General features: G+C 61.1%; 15 protein-coding genes. All 15 read right to left on the bottom strand.

The genetic code is table 11. From position 1 onward, the window contains the following. On the bottom strand, positions 1 to 128 hold a 128-nt coding region (locus tag VJ651_RS10815; protein ID WP_324107468.1), incomplete at its 3' end, for a uroporphyrinogen decarboxylase family protein. Between the two features lie 82 nt (positions 129 to 210). After that, entirely contained in the window at positions 211 to 1,470 is a 1,260-nt protein-coding gene (locus VJ651_RS10810; protein WP_324107467.1) for a ligand-binding sensor domain-containing protein, read from the bottom strand. An 11-nt stretch (positions 1,471 to 1,481) separates the two neighbouring features. Next, positions 1,482 to 2,573 carry a ligand-binding sensor domain-containing protein gene (locus tag VJ651_RS10805; RefSeq protein WP_324107466.1) on the bottom strand — a complete coding sequence of 364 codons (1,092 nt, stop codon included), beginning with the start codon at positions 2,571 to 2,573 and terminating at the stop codon, positions 1,482 to 1,484. After that, on the bottom strand, positions 2,570 to 2,917 hold the full coding sequence (locus VJ651_RS10800; RefSeq protein ID WP_324107465.1) for a cytochrome c: 348 nt from the start codon (positions 2,915 to 2,917) through the stop codon (positions 2,570 to 2,572). Before VJ651_RS10800 ends, VJ651_RS10805 begins: the two co-directional genes overlap by 4 nt. 29 nt (positions 2,918 to 2,946) lie before the next feature. Further along, positions 2,947 to 3,426 carry a tetratricopeptide repeat protein gene (locus tag VJ651_RS10795; protein WP_324107464.1) on the bottom strand — a complete coding sequence of 160 codons (480 nt, stop codon included), beginning with the start codon at positions 3,424 to 3,426 and terminating at the stop codon, positions 2,947 to 2,949. A 171-nt stretch (positions 3,427 to 3,597) separates the two neighbouring features. Further along, positions 3,598 to 5,010, bottom strand: coding sequence for a sigma-54 dependent transcriptional regulator (locus VJ651_RS10790; RefSeq protein ID WP_324107463.1), 1,413 nt, complete (start codon positions 5,008 to 5,010; stop codon positions 3,598 to 3,600). A 10-nt stretch (positions 5,011 to 5,020) separates the two neighbouring features. After that, complete coding sequence (locus VJ651_RS10785) at positions 5,021 to 6,625, bottom strand: HAMP domain-containing sensor histidine kinase (protein ID WP_324107462.1); 1,605 nt, start codon at positions 6,623 to 6,625, stop codon at positions 5,021 to 5,023. Continuing rightward, positions 6,622 to 7,164 (bottom strand): TlpA disulfide reductase family protein, encoded by a 543-nt coding sequence (locus tag VJ651_RS10780; RefSeq protein WP_324107461.1) that lies wholly within the window; start codon positions 7,162 to 7,164, stop codon positions 6,622 to 6,624. Before VJ651_RS10780 ends, VJ651_RS10785 begins: the two co-directional genes overlap by 4 nt. A 110-nt stretch (positions 7,165 to 7,274) precedes the next feature. Further along, complete coding sequence (ccsA, locus tag VJ651_RS10775) at positions 7,275 to 8,279, bottom strand: cytochrome c biogenesis protein CcsA (protein WP_324107460.1); 1,005 nt, start codon at positions 8,277 to 8,279, stop codon at positions 7,275 to 7,277. Between the two features lie 461 nt (positions 8,280 to 8,740). Further along, positions 8,741 to 10,702, bottom strand: a complete 1,962-nt coding sequence (locus VJ651_RS10770; RefSeq protein WP_324107459.1) for a cbb3-type cytochrome c oxidase subunit I — start codon at positions 10,700 to 10,702, stop codon at positions 8,741 to 8,743. A gap of 1 nt (position 10,703) precedes the next feature. Beyond that, on the bottom strand, positions 10,704 to 11,513 hold the full coding sequence (gene ccsA / locus VJ651_RS10765; protein WP_324107458.1) for a cytochrome c biogenesis protein CcsA: 810 nt from the start codon (positions 11,511 to 11,513) through the stop codon (positions 10,704 to 10,706). Position 11,514: 1 nt separating this feature from the next. After that, on the bottom strand, positions 11,515 to 12,498 hold the full coding sequence (locus VJ651_RS10760) for a cytochrome c biogenesis protein ResB (RefSeq protein WP_324107457.1): 984 nt from the start codon (positions 12,496 to 12,498) through the stop codon (positions 11,515 to 11,517). Then, positions 12,480 to 15,149, bottom strand: a complete 2,670-nt coding sequence (locus tag VJ651_RS10755) for a multiheme c-type cytochrome (RefSeq protein ID WP_324107456.1) — start codon at positions 15,147 to 15,149, stop codon at positions 12,480 to 12,482. Before VJ651_RS10755 ends, VJ651_RS10760 begins: the two co-directional genes overlap by 19 nt. Beyond that, entirely contained in the window at positions 15,149 to 16,213 is a 1,065-nt protein-coding gene (locus tag VJ651_RS10750) for a 6-bladed beta-propeller (protein ID WP_324107455.1), read from the bottom strand. Before VJ651_RS10750 ends, VJ651_RS10755 begins: the two co-directional genes overlap by 1 nt. Continuing rightward, positions 16,206 to 17,171 (bottom strand): hypothetical protein, encoded by a 966-nt coding sequence (locus VJ651_RS10745; RefSeq protein ID WP_324107454.1) that lies wholly within the window; start codon positions 17,169 to 17,171, stop codon positions 16,206 to 16,208. The genes VJ651_RS10750 and VJ651_RS10745 overlap by 8 nt, the downstream gene beginning before the upstream one ends. Positions 17,172 to 17,180: the final 9 nt, after the last annotated feature.

Genomic DNA, 17,180 nt, shown 5'->3' with positions numbered 1-17,180 from the left:
GTGGCGCAGTATTCGGGCAGGTAGCGTCCGGCCTGGCGCATGAGCCACAGCGGCGTGTAGTCGGTCGGCTGGCGCAGCAGCGCGCGCAGGAAGGTGTCGTTCTTCAGGGGGGCGAATTTGGATGACATGGATTGGCTTTCGGCTGGCTTTATACTCCCCCACCGCACAGGCCGGGGGAGCATGATGTTGATGCGATGTGTGCTGGCGGTATTACTGCGTCGCCTTCAAATGCGACACGCCGCCGAAGCTGCCGACCCACTTGCTGCCGTCGGGGCCGGTTGCCATCGAAAACACCGTGTTGGAGTAGAGCCCGTTGGCGGTGTTCAGCACGGTGAACTTGTCGCCGTCGCGGCGCGCGAGGCCGTCATTGGTGCCGATCCACATCACGCCTTTCTGGTCGATATGCAGCATGAACACATGGTTGCCCGGCAAGCCGTCGGCGACCGTGTAATGCTTCCAGTTCTTGCCGTCGAAACTGGACAGACCGCCGCCCCATGTGCCGGCCCACACGGTACCCTCGGCGTCGACCACCATGGAAACGATGTAGTTGGGGTTGTAGGCCACGTTGATGCCTTGCAGGCCCATCTCTTCCTTCTGCTTGGCATGGTGCACCGACTGGGTGGCCGGATCATTGTTGAACTTGATGTCGTTCTTCACTTTCTCATAGTCCGCACCGAGGCCCTTGGCGTGGTTCCAGTTGTCCCACTTGCCGTCCTTGAAACGGGCCAGCCCGCCCTCGGTCGCCATCCAGACTTCGCCGTTCTTGCCTTCGGCCAGACCGTAGACCCAGTCGTTCGGCAAGCCGCCCTTGGTGTTCTCGACGGTAAACAGATCCCACTTGGAGCGGTCACGCAGGTTGCCGCCGCGGATGCGGTTCGCGCCCGACCATGTCGCGACCCACACGTCGCCATTCCTGGTTTTCATGACGCCGTAAACGAATGCATCGCCCAGGCCGTCAGGAATATTGAAGTTTTCCCACTTGTCCTTGTCCTGGTCGTACAGCGACATGCCGCCGCCATAGGTGCCGACCATGATCTTGCCGTCGAGCTTGGTAATGCTGAATACGCCATTGGAGAGCAAGCCGTTGCGCACGTCGAACAGGCGGTATTCGTCGGTCTTGGTGTCATAACGCACCACGCCGCCCGAAGTGCCGACCCAGGCTGTGCTGCCATCGACCAGGATCGACTTGACGTTGCGGTTGCCGACGCGGAAATGGGTGAACTTCGCGTTCGGGTCGATCTGCACCTTGCCCTGCTGCTCCGGCCCGCCCTGCCCGCCGCTTGCGGCCACCTGCTCGGGCATGGGAGGATGATTGCTCGGGGCCTGTGCGCCGGGTTTCAGGGGGCCGGCGGAGGCTTGCTTTACTTCGGGTGCCTTGTCGGACTGCTTGGCGCCGACAACATAAGCCCCGGCCACCAGGCCTGCCACGCCGACACCGATGATCGCCACTGTTATTTTGTTCAACTGCACGTCAATTCTCCCTATTTCCCTTTTGGTTGACCCAAATGCGTGACGCCGCGCTTGGTACCGGCCCAGATATCGCCATTCGGCGCAATCGCCAATGCATATACGTTGTTGTCGAGCAGGCCGGTCCTGTTATCGACACTGCTCCATGTCTTGCCGTCATAACGCGTGACGCCGCCATTGGTGCCGAACCAGAACACGCCCTTGCTGTCCTGCACCATGCTGTAGATGATGTCGCCGGCGAGTCCGTCCTTGACGGTGTAATTGGTCCACTTCTTTCCATCGAAATGGGCGACGCCGCCGCCCCATGTGCCGGCCCAGATCGTCTGGTCCTGAGCGGCCAGGATGGAAAACACATAGTTGGGGTTGTAAGTGGCGGCACCATCCTCGGAGCGGAAGCCGAGGTCATGGCGCGAACGCGTGCCGAGACCGGTGTTCGGACTGGTCAGCAACTTCTTCTCATTCACCGCGCCGAGTCCGTCCTTGTGCGTCCACGACTTCCAGGTCTTGCCGTCGAACATGGACACGCCGCCTTCAGTGCCGAACCACACGCGATCCTGCTTGTCGACATCGATACCGTAGACCCACTCGTTGATCAGCTCTTTCACATAGGTGCGGAACTTGAGCGTCTTCAGGTCGACCACGTTGACGCCGGCCCAGGTACCGATCCACAGGTCGCCATTCTTCTGATTGCCGAAGGAGTAGACCCAGTAATCCGCCAGGCCGTGCATGGGGAAAAACGTCTTCCACTTGCCGTCCTTGTAGCGCGATACGCCGCCGGCATTGGTGCCGAACCACTTGTAGCCGTCCTTGTCGATGCCGACCGCGAACACGTATTCATTCGCGAGGCCGCTGTTGCGGGTAAAGGTATTGCGCGGCTTGCCGGTGGCGACCTCGATCTCGTGCACGCCGGCGGAAGTGCCGACCCACAGCGAGCCGGTCTTGGGTTCCATGGTCAGCGCACGGACATACACGTTGTCGCCCACCGAGAAGGTCTCGATGACTTTGGGCTGGTTCGAATTGTCGGATGTTTTTGTTTGTGCAGCAGAAGTGCCGATGAATGCGGAAAGCAGGGCTGGCAGCAACAGCAGATTGATTGAACGCTTCAATTCAAGGTCCTTACGTAAGCGATGACATCCATGATGTCGCGGTCAGACAGGATGCCCTGGAATGCAGGCATCGCATTCTTGCCGGCGCGGATCGCGGCAAGCAAAGTGAAATCGGGTTTGAGAATGCTTTCCCCGCGGTTGAAATTGGGCGCGCCCGGCAAACGGCTCTGGCCGTTCGGGCCATGACATACGGCGCAATTGTTCGCGTACAGTTTCTGGCCCTTGAAGGTATCGGCCGCATACAGGCTGCTGCTGTAGCTCACCGCGAGGATGGCGACAAGCAGCGTGGCCAGCACTTTTGCCAGCAATGCCAGGTTTGCAAATGTGTTCTGATGTGTTCTCAAAAAAGAGAGCATTTCCGATTCCCTCCTTCTCATTTGCGGGATTTTTTTGACGTTGGCGCAGCCACCGGCTGAGATGCGGGACGGCCGAGAATTTCACTGGCCCTGGCATCCCATGCGGCGCTCTGGATCGGATCGATCTTGACACCCAGATCACCGCTTCTGGTGAGATCGCGCATCAGAAGGACCGCAGGCAGATGGCCCTTGTCGGCTGCGCGCTGAATGTAGATGCGCGCCTGCTCCGGGTCCGCCTTGACGCCTTCGCCCTTTGCATACATCTGGCCGAGGCCGAACTCGCCGGCGGCGTTGCCCTGGTCGGCGGACTTGCGATACCACTCGACCGCTTCCTTGTCGTCGTCGGTCTGATCCAGCATGTCGCCCATCCGCGCCTGGGCCTGCGCATAGCCCTGTTCCGCGGCCTTCTTCCAGAGCGACAGCGCGAGAATGAGGTTCCCGCGCGAAAACTCCTTCTCGGCCTGCTCGGTATCCTCTTTCGGACCAGCCCAGGCCATTGGCATCATCAGGCTCAGCGCAAAAGCGCAAAGCAAAAGTCGCCCTCGGGGCTTCGCGCCCCTTGTTCCGCATCCCATGTTGTCCCCTATCCTGCCCACAGGCCGGAGGGCGTCATTGCGCGTCGCTTATTCCGCCCGCGCAATCCGTCCCGGCCATGCCATGTCGCGCGTCTAGCGCGACGCCTGACGTACCTCTCCGCCGTCCTGCAGCAAGCCCAGCGCTTCGTATTCTTCCAGCTTGCGATACAGGCTGGACAAACCGATGCCCAGCTTCTGCGCCGCCGCGCGCCGGTCGCCGCCGGCGTCGCTGATGGCCTTGCAAATCACGGAACTTTCAAAGCGCCGCACCTGTTCACGCAGACTGTCGCCCGACTCGGACAGCGCAAGGCCGTTCTTGCCGGACGGAGCAATACGCGCGATCTGCGGCGGCAAATCGGCACGGGTAATGTGCCCTTCGTCAGCCAAAATCAGAGCTCGATCAACCACGTTCTCCATCTCCCGAACATTCCCGGGCCAGTCATAGGCACTCAGGATTTCCTCAACGTCCGGATCGATGGCGATGCCGCCAGCGCTATTCAGACGTTTTGCTCCTCGTTGGAGCAAGAACCGCACCAGGCCGGGGATGTCCTGGCGGCGTTCACGCAGGGGCGGCGTGTGGACATGGAAAACAGACAGGCGGAAGTACAGGTCTTCGCGGAATCGGCCTTCGGCGACCATCTGCGACAGATCGCGATTGGTAGCGGCGATGATGCGCACGTCGGCGCGCTTGGCCTGCTCGCCGCCTACCGGACGCACGGTCTTCTCTTCGATCACGTGCAGCAGCTTGACCTGCAGCGCCAGCGGCAGTTCGCCGATCTCGTCGAGGAAAATGGTGCCCTTGTCCGCTTCCAGGAACAGGCCCTTGCGTGCCTTGTCGGCGCCGGTGAAGGAACCCTTCATGTGACCGAACAGCTCGCTCTCCATCAGGTTTTCCGGAATGGCCCCGCAGTTGACCGGAATGAAAGGTCCATCCCCGCGCAGGCTGTTCTGATGGATCTGGCGCGCGATCACGCCTTTACCCGTGCCGCTTTCGCCGGTCACCAGCACTGTGCTGTCGGTCGGCGCGACCTTGGCGATCAGGCGTTCGAGGTCTTTCATGGGCTGCGAAGCGAAGGTGAAGCGCTCTTCGTTCGAGCCCATCACCAGGTTGCGCAGCACGCGGTTCTCGGAACTGAGACGACGCATGTCGCGCACCTTCATCAGTCGGTGCAGGACTTCCTCGTTGCGCACCGGCTTGATCATGTAGTCGGATGCGCCGGCCTTGATTGCTTCGATTGCGGTATCGACCGAGGCGTAGGCGGTCATCATGATGAAGTTGGTTTCGATTCCGGCCGCGCGCGCCCGGCGCACCAGTTCGATGCCGGTGAAGTCCGGCATCTTGATATCGCTGATGGCGACGTCGATATCCCCTTTCGAGAGGCGCTCGAAGGCTTCCGTCCCGTTGGCCGCCTGGCAGACGCTGCAACCGGACTTGCTCAGGTGAGCGGACAGGATCTGGCGGATCGCCGGTTCGTCGTCGACGACCAGGACCTCCAGGGATTTCATTAAGATGTCGTTAGGCTGTTTCATTTGTCGGAAAGTAAACGAGTACACGTGTGCCCTTGCCGGGCACGGATTCGATATCGATGCTGCCGCCATGATTCTTCATGATCGAGTAGCACAAGGATAGGCCCAGTCCGGTTCCCTTCCCGGCGGGCTTGGTAGTGAAGAATGCTTCGAATACGCGCTCCAGCACTTCCTTCTCCATGCCGGGTCCGTTGTCTTCCACTGTCATGCATACACGGTCGCCGTCCGGCTTGGTGGTGATGATGATGGTGGGCGGCCGGTCCATTACCGGGTCGAGCGCATCCATCGCGTTGATCAGCAGGTTCATGATGACCTGCGTGACCTGGTCGGCCACACCGAAAATCGCCGGCAGATAATGGTCGAGTTCCAGACGCAATTCCACCCGGCGCAGCCGCTTGTCGTAACGGATCAGGCTGGCAGTGCTGCGCAATTGCGAGTTCAGGTCGATCAGTTGCGGCTCGGCCGGCTGCGGCGAGGCGAATTCAGATATCTCTCGGGTGATCGCGGCAAGGCGTTCGGTCTGTGCCTGGATCAGGTCGGGCCGGCACGGCCGGCAATGATCGTGGGCGCAAGGGCCCAGCCCTTCCGCGCGGCGCTCCGCCATGTCCTGCGCGATGCCGGCAATGGCCGCGATCGGATTGCCGATTTCATGCGCAACGCCGGCGGCCAGCGCGCCGATGGCCGCCATCTTCTCCTGGTGAAAATACTTCTGGCGTTCGACGATCAGTTCCTTCTCGCGCTTGTCCAGAATAGTGGCCATGCTGTTCACCGCCATCATCAACTGTCCGACTTCGTCATGACGCCGGATCGGGATCGGCTCGCCGCGATAACCGTTGACGATCTCCAGCGCACGGATCTGCAGCGTGCGCAGGTCCTCCGTCAGTCGCTTGAAGAACAGGCCGCTGATCGCGCCGAGCAAGGCCAATCCCATCATGCCCATCAGCAGGGTCGTCATCGCCACGGAATCTGTTTGCATCCGGTAGCCCTCGGACATGCGGCGGCGCGCCAGTTGCGATTGTTCCGCAAGGTTGGTGAATTCGTTCTTGGTCTTGACCAGTTCGACAATCAGTTGCGTCATGCTTGCGCGTGTCGCTTCCCTGTCGGCCTCGGCCAATGCGGCGTTGACGCCGGCCAGGCTGAGGTCGAATTCCGGCAGGCGTTCCTTCAGTGCCGCATGCATGGTGCGCAGCATCTGATAGTGCATCTGGATGCGCTGCATGCCCGCCTCGCGGTCGGGCGAGTCGACATTCGCGAACACCGCCATGACGGCGTGGAAGGCCGCGGTGTCCGCCTGTTTCAGCATACTGTCGATCTCCAGTGACTTTTGGATCTCTTCAAAATCGCGCTGCAACAAATTTTTCTGGTGAAACACGAACAGTGCGATGATGATTGCATACGCAATCAATGCGCCGAACACCACCAGACCCTTTGTCCTGACAGAGAAAACGTGGCCGTGCTTTTCGCCGGCCGGCGCCGCGGAGGCGGTTTCTTCGGTGACGGGTGTCGAGCCGGACTCGCCTGCTTCGACTGCGGGCGCCTCCGCTTGGATACCCAAACCCCGCAGGGCGTTCATGAACTTGCGTATCGAAATCATTTATCCTGCCTGTGACCTTTCATGTCGTTCATTTTCTCGTGCCGATGGCGCCGGTAGGCGTCTTCGAGATGCGCAATCATGGCTTGGCCATCCCATTCGTGCAAGCCGGGCAAGCGCTGCAGCAGAGTGCCGTCCGGCGCGACCAGGAAGGTTTCCGGATACACCTTCATGCCGAGTTGTTTCGCCAACTTGCCGCTCTTGTCGAAAAAGTTTGCGAACGTAATGTGGTTTTGCAAAAGAAATTCTGTTGCCAGTATCTCATCCTCATCCGTCGACAAGCCGATCACCGCGAAGCGCTTCGGATCGAGCGCTCGGCTCAGGCGCTCCAGGCTCGGCATTTCGCGCCGGCATGGCGGACACCATGTTGCCCACACATTCAGCACCAGCAATTTCCCTTCGTAACTTGTTGTCGAAATGACATTACCAGATGTCGAGCCGAGTGTCAGCGGTGGGAATTTTCCTCCCTCCGCCAGCCTTGCCTCCGGTACATCGACATGCTTGCCGCATGCGCCGAGCAGGCCCGATAACAGCACCGCCATTGCGGCTACGAGCAGGGGTCGTTGCCATATTGTCGGTCTGGTTTGAATCTCGCCCACTCCATCTCTAGTCGAATAGTTTTATCTCTTGCGAGGCCGCCGGCATCACCAGGCTAGATGATTGCCCGCCCGACCGCATGCAATCCCGGCTCCAGCATGCGCGTGCCAAGAAAGCAAAATACCGTAATGGCAAAACCCGCCATCGTCCACCACGCCATGCGCCTGCCATGCAGCTTGTTCACCCACCGGCAGTAGAAATACGAGCCGTAGGTCAGGCAAACCAGCAGGGCCCAGGTTTCCTTCGGCTCCCATGCCCAATACCGCCCCCATGCTTCGTATGACCACACCGACCCGAGAACGGTTGCGAGGCCGAAGAGCGGGAAGCCAACCACGATCGCCCTGTGCATCAGGCCGTCAATACTACGCAATTCAGGCAGCGACTGCACCGCAAATCCCGTTGAGCGCCCAAGCGATTCCGCATGCGCCCTGACCAGGTAAGCAGCGCCCATTGCCGCGGCAACGGCAAACGCGCCGTAGCCGAAAAAACTTCCCAGCACGTGCGCGTACATCCAGTAGCTCTTGAGGACCCGCACATGCGCACCCGGTATGGTCTGATCGTTTGCCGCCAGCCAGATCTGGAACACTACCGCGCCGAAGACAATCAGCATCACGAAAGCACCTGCGGCCCGGGTGCGGTAGACGTGTTCCATGACCAGATAGATCAGCACCGTCATGGCGCTGAACAAGGACATCATTTCGTACAGACTGTTCAGCGGAATATGGCCGAGACGATGCAGGTAATAGGTTTCAATCCAGCGCCATACCAGGGCCACGATCGATGTCAATGAACCAAGCAAGGCCATGCCGGATGCCCAGCGCCCCACGCTTTCCGAGCCGCTCCACATATGGCCGAAATACAGAACCGTCGAGCCTACCAGCACCAGATTCGCATAACCCGTCAGCCGGAAGATGAAAACTTCCTCGAACTGAATGCCGGCGAAAAGGACATCCGTTTCGAGAAACTCTATCGTACCCAGCAACACGATCCCGGCGATGAACAGGCCGATACGCAGCATTGTCGCAGGCGTCGCATTGAATCCCATTCTGTGGCTGTCCATGTGCCCGTTCATTTGGCGTCCCTCCCTCGAACTGGCCGGGAATCGGCTTTTCGAGGCTTTTCCTCTTCCTCCCCTGTTGCACTCATCGTTATTTTTATTGGTTGATATTGCAGACATGTTGCCAAGCTTATCGTCCGATGCTTCATTCATGCTGACTCCTGGCACTGGTGCTGAACACCGACAGCGATGATGCGAAAGCTCGTTCGAACTCGAACCAAGCAAGTTTGATTCCATGCAGCAGAATCCCGCATGGCCAAAGGGTATGAGCAGGGTACGACCGGGAAGCTGCGTGCGCCACTCGCAGTGATGGTGTGGACGAGTCAGCATAGCCCGTCTACCTCCGGGGGTGCCTCCGACTCAGGCGATCGTCGATGAAATCGTGCACGATACCCATTCGGCATCGTCTGCCCGCGATGGGCCTGCAGCGGTCTTCAATAGGAAGTATCGATCAGGCTAGGGAATCAATTAAATTTTTTCTCGGGAATGGGATAGCGGATACCGCCCTTCTCATTTTCGAGAACTGCGGCGGTCGGCGGATTTTCCGCTTGTTTTCCCGCGAGTTGCTCTTCCCATTCCCAGATGGCGGCATTGGCCTTGCGGAGGAAAGGATCGTCCGGCTTGCTGCGATGAACGTAGGTGCGCATTGCGCCAAGCGCGCCTTCCAGATCGCCCAGTCCCTCGAGGGCAATCGCCAAGCCATAGTACGCGTTGATTTGCGTGGTGCGCAGGTTGATGGCCGTATCGAAGAAGTCGCGCGCCATCGCGTATTTTTCCAGCCCGATCATGGCGAAACCCATGTTGACCTGCGCCTCCGGCATTTGCGGCGCGAGTTCGAGCACGCGGTGCAAGACACCGGCGGCGGCCTGGTATTGCTTCGCGCTGAGCAATGCGGCACCTTCGGCGAACTGGCGTGCGATTTCTTCATCCCGCTTCTGCGCCGCGTGGCGCGCAGGATCGCGAAGCGCCGAGACCTGCGTCTCGCCGAACGAATCTGGCAAGAAAATGACAAGCACGCCACTGCCGAGAATGCACACAAACATCAGGGCCCAGGCCGCGCTCCACTGCCGACCCGGCGCGCTCTGCACGATGCCGACCCGTCGAGTGCGCAGCACGCGCACAATGTTGAAGACAAACAGCGCCGCGCCCGAAATGGCAAGCGATCCGCCGAGTCCGGCCAGGCCCATCGCCGCGAAATAGGCCGGGTAATGGGTGACCACATCGACATGCAAGGTCTTGCGCGGTACACCGAGCCATCCCGACCACGCGAGAGCGACTGCAAGAATGAACAAGCCCGCGCCATACAAAACCGGCTGCCAGCGGATCAATCGGCCGCCAAGCACCGTAAAGCCGAACGACGGCAACAAGCGGTAGCCGAGCGCCATGTAAGCCAGTGTGACGGCGCCGACCGTACCGTGATAATGCGCCGGCACCATGGTGGATTCGCCGCGAATCGACGCACCGAACGCACAGCCGAGCAGAAACAACAGGATCGACAACAGCAAGGGCAAATTCTGCGGCGACATCCACACCGCACGGCCGGCCTGCCAAAGTTGCAAGAGCAGGCGCACCGCCAGCAGCATCGCCGCCGGCCAGATACCCCATGCCATCAGCAGGGTAAAGGCGTGCCGGAATTCCGCACTGCCGACCGGATGCGCCAGATAAATGAATGGCGCCGCCAGTACCGGCAGCGCCGCCAGCGACAGCAGCGTCACCACGATCGGACGCGACGCGGGCGCGCGTCCCGTGGCCTGTTCGCCGAGCACGCACCAGACGCCCATCAGCAACAGCACATGCGCAAACTGCAAGAGATGGCCGGGGCCCCAAGCCATCACTTCGAAGCCCGCCGCATCGGCCGGCACGCCGGAAGTCAGAGCGGGTATCGCCAATGCCAGCACGGCAATCGTCGTCACCGCGATCGACAGCAGCGCCGCTATCGGCCATGTCTCGCTCTTGCCTTTAAGCTGCTTGAGGATCCCGGCAATCGAGCTCACGCCGCATAGCGCGATGCCGCCCAGGAACCAGCCCAGCCCCAGCAGGAATACCGGACTGTCGAGCACCGGTATGTAATTGGCAAGCACAGGCGCCGAGGTGCCGAGGAAAAGCGCCAGCATCATCGCCAGCACGCCGGCATAGGCCAGCGTCATGGCGAGCAGGCGTATTCCGCTCGCCTTTCCGCCGGACGCGAGTGTCCACAGGCCGGCAGCGCAGGACAGAAACCAGACCACCACTGCCAGGCCCACATGCAGCACCAGCGCGCTGCGGAACAGCGAGACGGAGGCGACCATGCCGCCCGGCAGCGGGATGCGTGCCGCCACCAGCATCACCGCGCAGGCGGTCGACAGTGCCAGCGCCAGCAGCGCCAGCAGGAACCAACCCGCCACCAGGCGACGCACTTCCGGCCGAGCGCGCAACACGGCATCCATGCTAGATGGCTCCCTTGTGCGCCGCGGTGGAAATGAAGGGAACGCCGAAGAATGTCAGAAAAGCCACGATGAATACGGCCACGACCAGTATGGCACCGGCACGCGGCGAAAGTTTGAGAGTGAAGCGTGCATGCAAGGAAAAGGCCAGCACCAGCCAGGTCAGGAATGCCCAGGTCTCGAGCGGATCCCAGGCCCAGTAGCGGCCCCAGGCATCCTGCGCCCAGATCGCACCGGCGATCAGCATCAGGGTTTCGAAAATGAAGCCGATCGCCATGCAGCGGAATGTCAATTCGCTCAGGCGGCTATCGGCCGGCAGTCGCTCGAAGCGTCCGGCTCCGAACGCCGTGGGGCGCAGCAGGATCACGCCCGAGATTCCGGTGGCGACCAGCACTGCGCCGAAGAACACCTTGCCGAAACCGATGTGGATATAGAGCCAGATGGTGTGATAAGTTGGCGGCAGGTGACCTTCTCCGGGATTGGTCATCATCAGCCAGCCCATCACGATGAACAGGATGGGCATCACCACCGCCGAGCTGGGGCGGATCGGCGGCAGGCGCCAGTAGGCAATGGCGAAAGCGAGCATCATGCTCCACACATTGCTCGACAGGATTTCAAACATGGTAATGAACGGACCATGGCCGAGCCGTTCCCAGCGCATCGCAATCGATGCGGTGTGCAGAATCAGGCCGAGCGCGATCAGGGCCAGTATCGCGCGCGCAGGTTGCTTCTTCAGCACGACAGCGATGATGGCAACGCTGCCGGCGACGACATACGCCACCAGCGCGGCCCACAATACAATCAATTCATTCATCTCAGGGATTCCATGGTTTGGCCGCGAACTTGCGCCAGAAATGCCAGGCCAGCGATCCGACGATCAGCACGCTGACCGCCAGCAGCCAGTGGATGGTCCAGTCGTAAAAGACCGCATACCCCATCCAGCTGCGCAAGCCGTCGTACACCAGTCGGCCTTGCGGCAGTTCGATTGCCTGTCCGGGTTGAAGCTCGTGCCTTTGCTGGCCGATGCGCACGATGACCTTGTGTTCATTCGGCAGCCGGAAGTCGGACGCAGCATTCGGGTCGAGAATGATCTCATCGAATTGCAGCATGGTCCAGACCTGGATGCCGGTGCCGGGCAGCTGCCATTCGCGCGCCTGCCGGTATTCGTGGATAGGATACGACGGCAGGTGGACCGTCCCCAGCATCGGTTCGCCGCCCTTCGGCGTCCAGAGGAAGGTCGGCGCGAATCCCTTGTTCGGCGTAGTGTAGAAACGATAACCCGCCAGCACCAGCGGCGTCTGGTCACCGATTTCGAGGATCTGCTCCTTGCCGCCATCATCGAGGGTGCTCACTTCGTTGCGCGTGCGGTCGCGCCGCAGCTCGGGCGCGTAGTGGATGGTGAAGCCGTGATTGGTGAAACGTACTTTTTCCAGCCCCTTCCATCGATGCCATACGCCGGCATTGGAATCGAGCAGCTGCCCGGAAAATTCCTCGCCGGTTGCGAGCTCCACCGTTCCCCGCAGATAGGTCAGGCGGCCGATCGCCACCAGCAGCACCAGCGCGGTCAAGGCGAGATGAAATACCAGCAAGGCATTCCACTTGCGGAATGCCGGGTGGGTAGCGACGGCGGCGATCAGATTCAGCGAGAGCAACGCAAGCGGCAGCACCAGCGTCAGATTGCCCCGCTCGTCGCCGATATAGGCGTAGATGATGCCGGCGCCGAGCAGGATCAGCGCGACCAGCGTCAGCTTCAGCGACGCCAGGGCGCGGGCAATGGACATCACGGAGGACTGGTGCACGTCGACTTCATCCAGTTGATGCCGGTGCCGGTGGTATTGCCGGTGCCGCCGCTGCCCGCGATCAGGTTGGAGCCGGACTTGCCGGCGGAACCACAGTTGCTGTCGGACCAGTTGCCGCTCGCCGCAAAACTGGACACCTTGAGCTTGGCGTTCAGGTAATACGGCTGCTGCGTATAGACGTGACTGCTGGACGAGATCGCGACTTCCTTGCTGCTGCCGGCGCCCTGCCCGGCCTCCTCGCCGACGTCATTGAGATTGACCAGCAGTGCCTTGTTCTTCCAGCCGTGGGGCACCGCGACGTGACACCAGGTGCAATACAACTTCTGAATCTTGTCGATATGGTAGTTGTGAAGATTGCCGCGACTCGAATTGTAGAAACCGGTCTTGCGTCCGGTGTCACTGCGCGTCGTGTAATTGGCCTTGTCGTGGCATTTGAAGCACAGGAAATTGGCGGTATTGCCGCTGTCGCGGCCGGTCGCTCCCATCGATGCACCCCACACGCCCTTCAGGATGAAATTATTCCCGGATCCATGCGGCCCCCACGGGTTGCCGTTATCGCCATTGCTCGGTATGACTGATGTCTCAGCGGTATTCGAGCCGTGGCAATCGGCGCAATACATGGTATTGGCGCCGACCTGATTGTTCCACGGCGCCAGCCACGGATTCCCGCCGGACATGCCGCGCGTCGTGGTGGTGCGGCCGGTGACATCCATGACCGGATGCCAAGAGCGGTGGTTGCAATTGTTCCAGCTTGAGTTCGCGCCGGCGTTCGTTCCCTGGTTGATGCAACTGTTGGTGGCCGGCCCCTGATGGCCGACAGGCGCCTGGAACTCCTTGGCCTGGTTGGTGTATATCGTCAGCCCGTTGGTGCCGGAAGGTGTGCCTGGCGTTCCGAGGCTGGGCCGGTTGCCGTTGGGGTAAACGTTGTTGTCCGAGTAGCCGTAATCGGAATGACATTTCAAGCAGATCTGGTATTCCCGCGTCACGTAGCTGGCGCTGGCGAGCGTGCTGGTGTTGGTACCCGGATTGCCGCGCTTGACCGCATAACCCGATGGCAGTGCGTGGAAGGAAGTCGAGCCATAGGTCGGCTCGATACCCCATGCGCCGCGCAGCACGCCGGAGGCAATATTGGAGTGCAGCGTGTTGGCATCGTCCGTGTGCTTGTGCGTACCTGCCGCATCCGGCGTTCCAGTGAGCGAACCGGCCGGATTGCCGCGGAAATCACGGAACTTCACCACCCGGTGCGGATTATGACAATCGGTGCATTCGGCATGACGATTGGTGAGATTGCCCACGCCGAGATTGGCTCGCGCCTCCAGGAAATCACGGCCGCATTTGCCGGTCGTCTTGCTGCAGTCGGCGTTCAGTCCATCGTTGAACACGCCGCCGATATCATGCACCTCGACGCCCGCCGCCTGCTCGGAACTCTTGATCGGCATATGACGCGCCAGCGTGGTGAAATCGGTCTTGATATCGGGCACCGCGTTTGCGGTCAGTGCGGAATACGTCACCGCGGATTCGGCGCTGGTGGTGTGGCACTGATAACAGGTTTCCTCGAGGGCCGCATTGCCGCCGGTCTTGGGCGTGGCAGTACTGTCGGTGCCTTCGCGCAGCAGGCGGCGCGCGCCCTGCACGGTATGGGTGTCGTGGCAATTCAGGCAAGCCACCTGCCACACCGGCGGATCCGTGTTGGCCGGCGTATCCAGCGAAGAAGGGAATTCGCGCTGCTGCGCCGCCGCCGGCTTGTAGGTCTGAGTTGCGACCTGGCTGTTGGCGTGCGCCGAGTAGGCCCAGGACTCGCCCCCCTTGTCGTGGCATGCCAGGCAGATGATGTCGTTGGTGCTGTTGAAATTGCCGCCACCGGGCTGCGATACCTGGAAACGGTTCATGCGCAGGAACTTGGCATTGCCGTTACCGGTCGTGCGGTCGCGCAAATGCGGATCGTGGCAGGTCGTGCATTGCATCTGGCCTTTTTCCAGCGGCATTTTCGGCGGTGTGCTTCCCGCGACGCGCGTGCCGACGATGGTGCCATTGGGCGTGCGCAGTTCGCCGTCGTTGGTCGCGAGGGTACTGTCGTAGGTGAACGAGATGGGATGGTCGCCGCGCAGGTCGGTGCCGAGGTCGCGTGTGAATCCGGTGCTCGCGTTCCCGCTCGGCATGGTAACCGGCGACGGGCCGGTGCTCATCGGGATGGTGACGTTCTTCGCGCCATTGAGCGCGTTGACCTTGTCGATCGCCATGGTGCCGTCGTGGCAGGAAAGACAAAGCTTGGAACTGCCGCCCGGGGCCGACGCGAGTTCGTTGGCGTCCGCATCCATGGAACTGGAGTTGTAAGGCGTGTAGGTTTGCCCGGACAGCTTGCGGTTCCACAGCGGCGGGCCATAGGTATTCGGCGCTGTTCCAAAGCTTGCGGATTCGGCTTCATGCGGGGTGTGGCAGAACACGCACACCTGCGTTTCGGAACTGGCCTTGACGGTCCTTGTCGGGACCTTCCCGCCGGAAGGCGTGGACGACCCGTCAGCCACAGCGGAAAGATTGTGCTTGGTGCCACGCACATCGGAAATCTTGTCGGTCACGCCGATACCCGCACGCGCGAGCGCCGTGACGACCAGCAGCAGAACGACGGCAGCGAAGGTTCGAAACCAGGACATCACATCGCTCCGATGAATTGGAAAATGACGATGCGCCCGTTGAACATGTCGGCGACATAGATCCTTCCCTGCTGGTCGCTCCAGACGCCTGACGGCAGATAAAACTGGCCGATGTCCTTGCCGGTTCCGCCGATCGGCATCAGAAATTTTCCTTCGCTGTTGAATACGAGCAGATTATCGTAGAAAGATTCCACCACGTAAATATTTCCGCTCGGGTCCACAGTGACGCCTTTGGGTCGCGTCATGTTGCCGATGTAAAGACCGCGTCGACCGATGCTGCGGATGACCCTGCCCTGCAGGTCGAAGATCTGCAGTCGCGCGTTCATGCTGTCGGTGACATACAGTTTGTCACCGGCGAATGCGAGATGCGTAGGGAAATTCAGCTCGCCCTGGTCCTCGCCGCGATGGCCGATGGTATCGACCAGCATGCCCTCATCATCGAATACCTTGATGTCGTGCGCATGGGTGTCGGTCACATAGATGCGATGGCGCTGCGCATCACGCGCCAGACCCGTCGGGCGCACGAGGAGATCCTTGCCGAAGCTGCCGATCGGCTTGCCGTCACGATCGAGGCGATACACGCGCCCCAGTTCGGCATCCGCCACCAGGATCTGTCCACCGGGACCTTCCGCGACGCCAATCGGGGTCACGAAATTGCGGTACTCCTCGGACTGCGTCCACACGCTCAGCTTGCCGGCCGTCTTGTCGAAGACGAACACCGCATGGGCCGCGATATCGCTGACATAGATGCGCCCGTCGCTCCCCGTCATGCCGCTTTGCGGGCGCTTGAGCACGGTTTTGTCTTCGCCGCTGCCGGTCAGTCCGACCAGCCAGCGCAGAATGCGCGTGCCCATGGCCTGCTTCTCTCCGTCTTCGGGAAAGAAATTCTGTTCGCCTGTCAACTGGCCGACATAACGAAAGCGCGGAATTTCCGGCGCCGCCGGCCACACCAGGGAGGCGTGCTCCTTCGCCGGCTCCGGGTCGAGTTGCATCACGTAGCGGGTTTCGCCGCAGCCCGACAAGAGCAGCAACACAGCAAGCAGCGTGAAGATACCCCTAGTCATGACCCGGACCTCGTGCGGCCGGCGGCGCGATGTGGAAGCTTTGCACGCGTGCATTCAAGCTGTCTGCGACATAAAGCGTATCCTGATCGATCGACAGAAAGGCGATGTGGTTGAAGCGGCCGGGCGTCGCGCCGCTGCCGCCGAAACGCGCGGTCAGTTGCCCACCCTCATAGACCTTGATGCTGTTATCAAAAGCATCGCTCACGAAAACGCAGTTGAAGCGATCGACTGCAATCGCCTGCGGATCGTTCAGCGTGCCCTCGCCCAGCGCATACCTGTCCCTGCCGTCCAGCCCCATCACCACCACCTGCCTGCTGAGGCGATCGACCAGGTACAAACCGTCCGGGCCGCGCGCCATGGATTCAATGCTGCGTGCTTCCTGTGACTTGAGCGTCTGTTGCGCGCGCCCGAGGCTGTCGAAAATCACGACGTGATTGTACAGGCTGTCCGCGACAAAAACGCGGCCTGTCGCCGCATCGACACAGACTGCAACCGGGCGCGCCAGCACGGTGTCGTGCACGAGACGCGGCAAGGGTCTGCCATCCCACGAATAATGCAGCACCTGCTGCGCACCGGCGTCGGCGACATACAAGGACAGGTCCGGTGCCACGGCCATGCCCGTCACATTGCCGCCGTAGTCGGTGAAGCGTGTCATCGATTGTTGCGCGGGATCGAAGCGAAAGAGCTGCCGATGACCGCGGTCGAACACATACACGATGTTGTTGCGGGCAACTGCCGCGCTCGGCGCGAGGAAGGCCATATAGGCGGAGGGCGTGGCGCGTGCGCCGCTGCCGAAGGCGAATCCCGGCAGCGTGCCCAGGCGTGCGCCCGACAGCGTCTGCCTGGCCGAAAGCAGCGGCCGCTCGATCGTTTCATCGGAAGCCACTCCCGATGCCGCGCAGCCGAGCAGCCCTGCACACATCGCGGCAGCAACGCAGCGCTGAGCGAAACGGCGCAATCGTGTTCG

Origin of the sequence: Noviherbaspirillum sp., from assembly GCF_035254865.1 — a bacterium.
GTDB lineage: Bacteria > Pseudomonadota > Gammaproteobacteria > Burkholderiales > Burkholderiaceae_D > Noviherbaspirillum.
The sequence above is the reverse complement of the archived record's forward strand: the minus strand, read 5'-3'. Positions and strand labels throughout refer to the sequence as shown.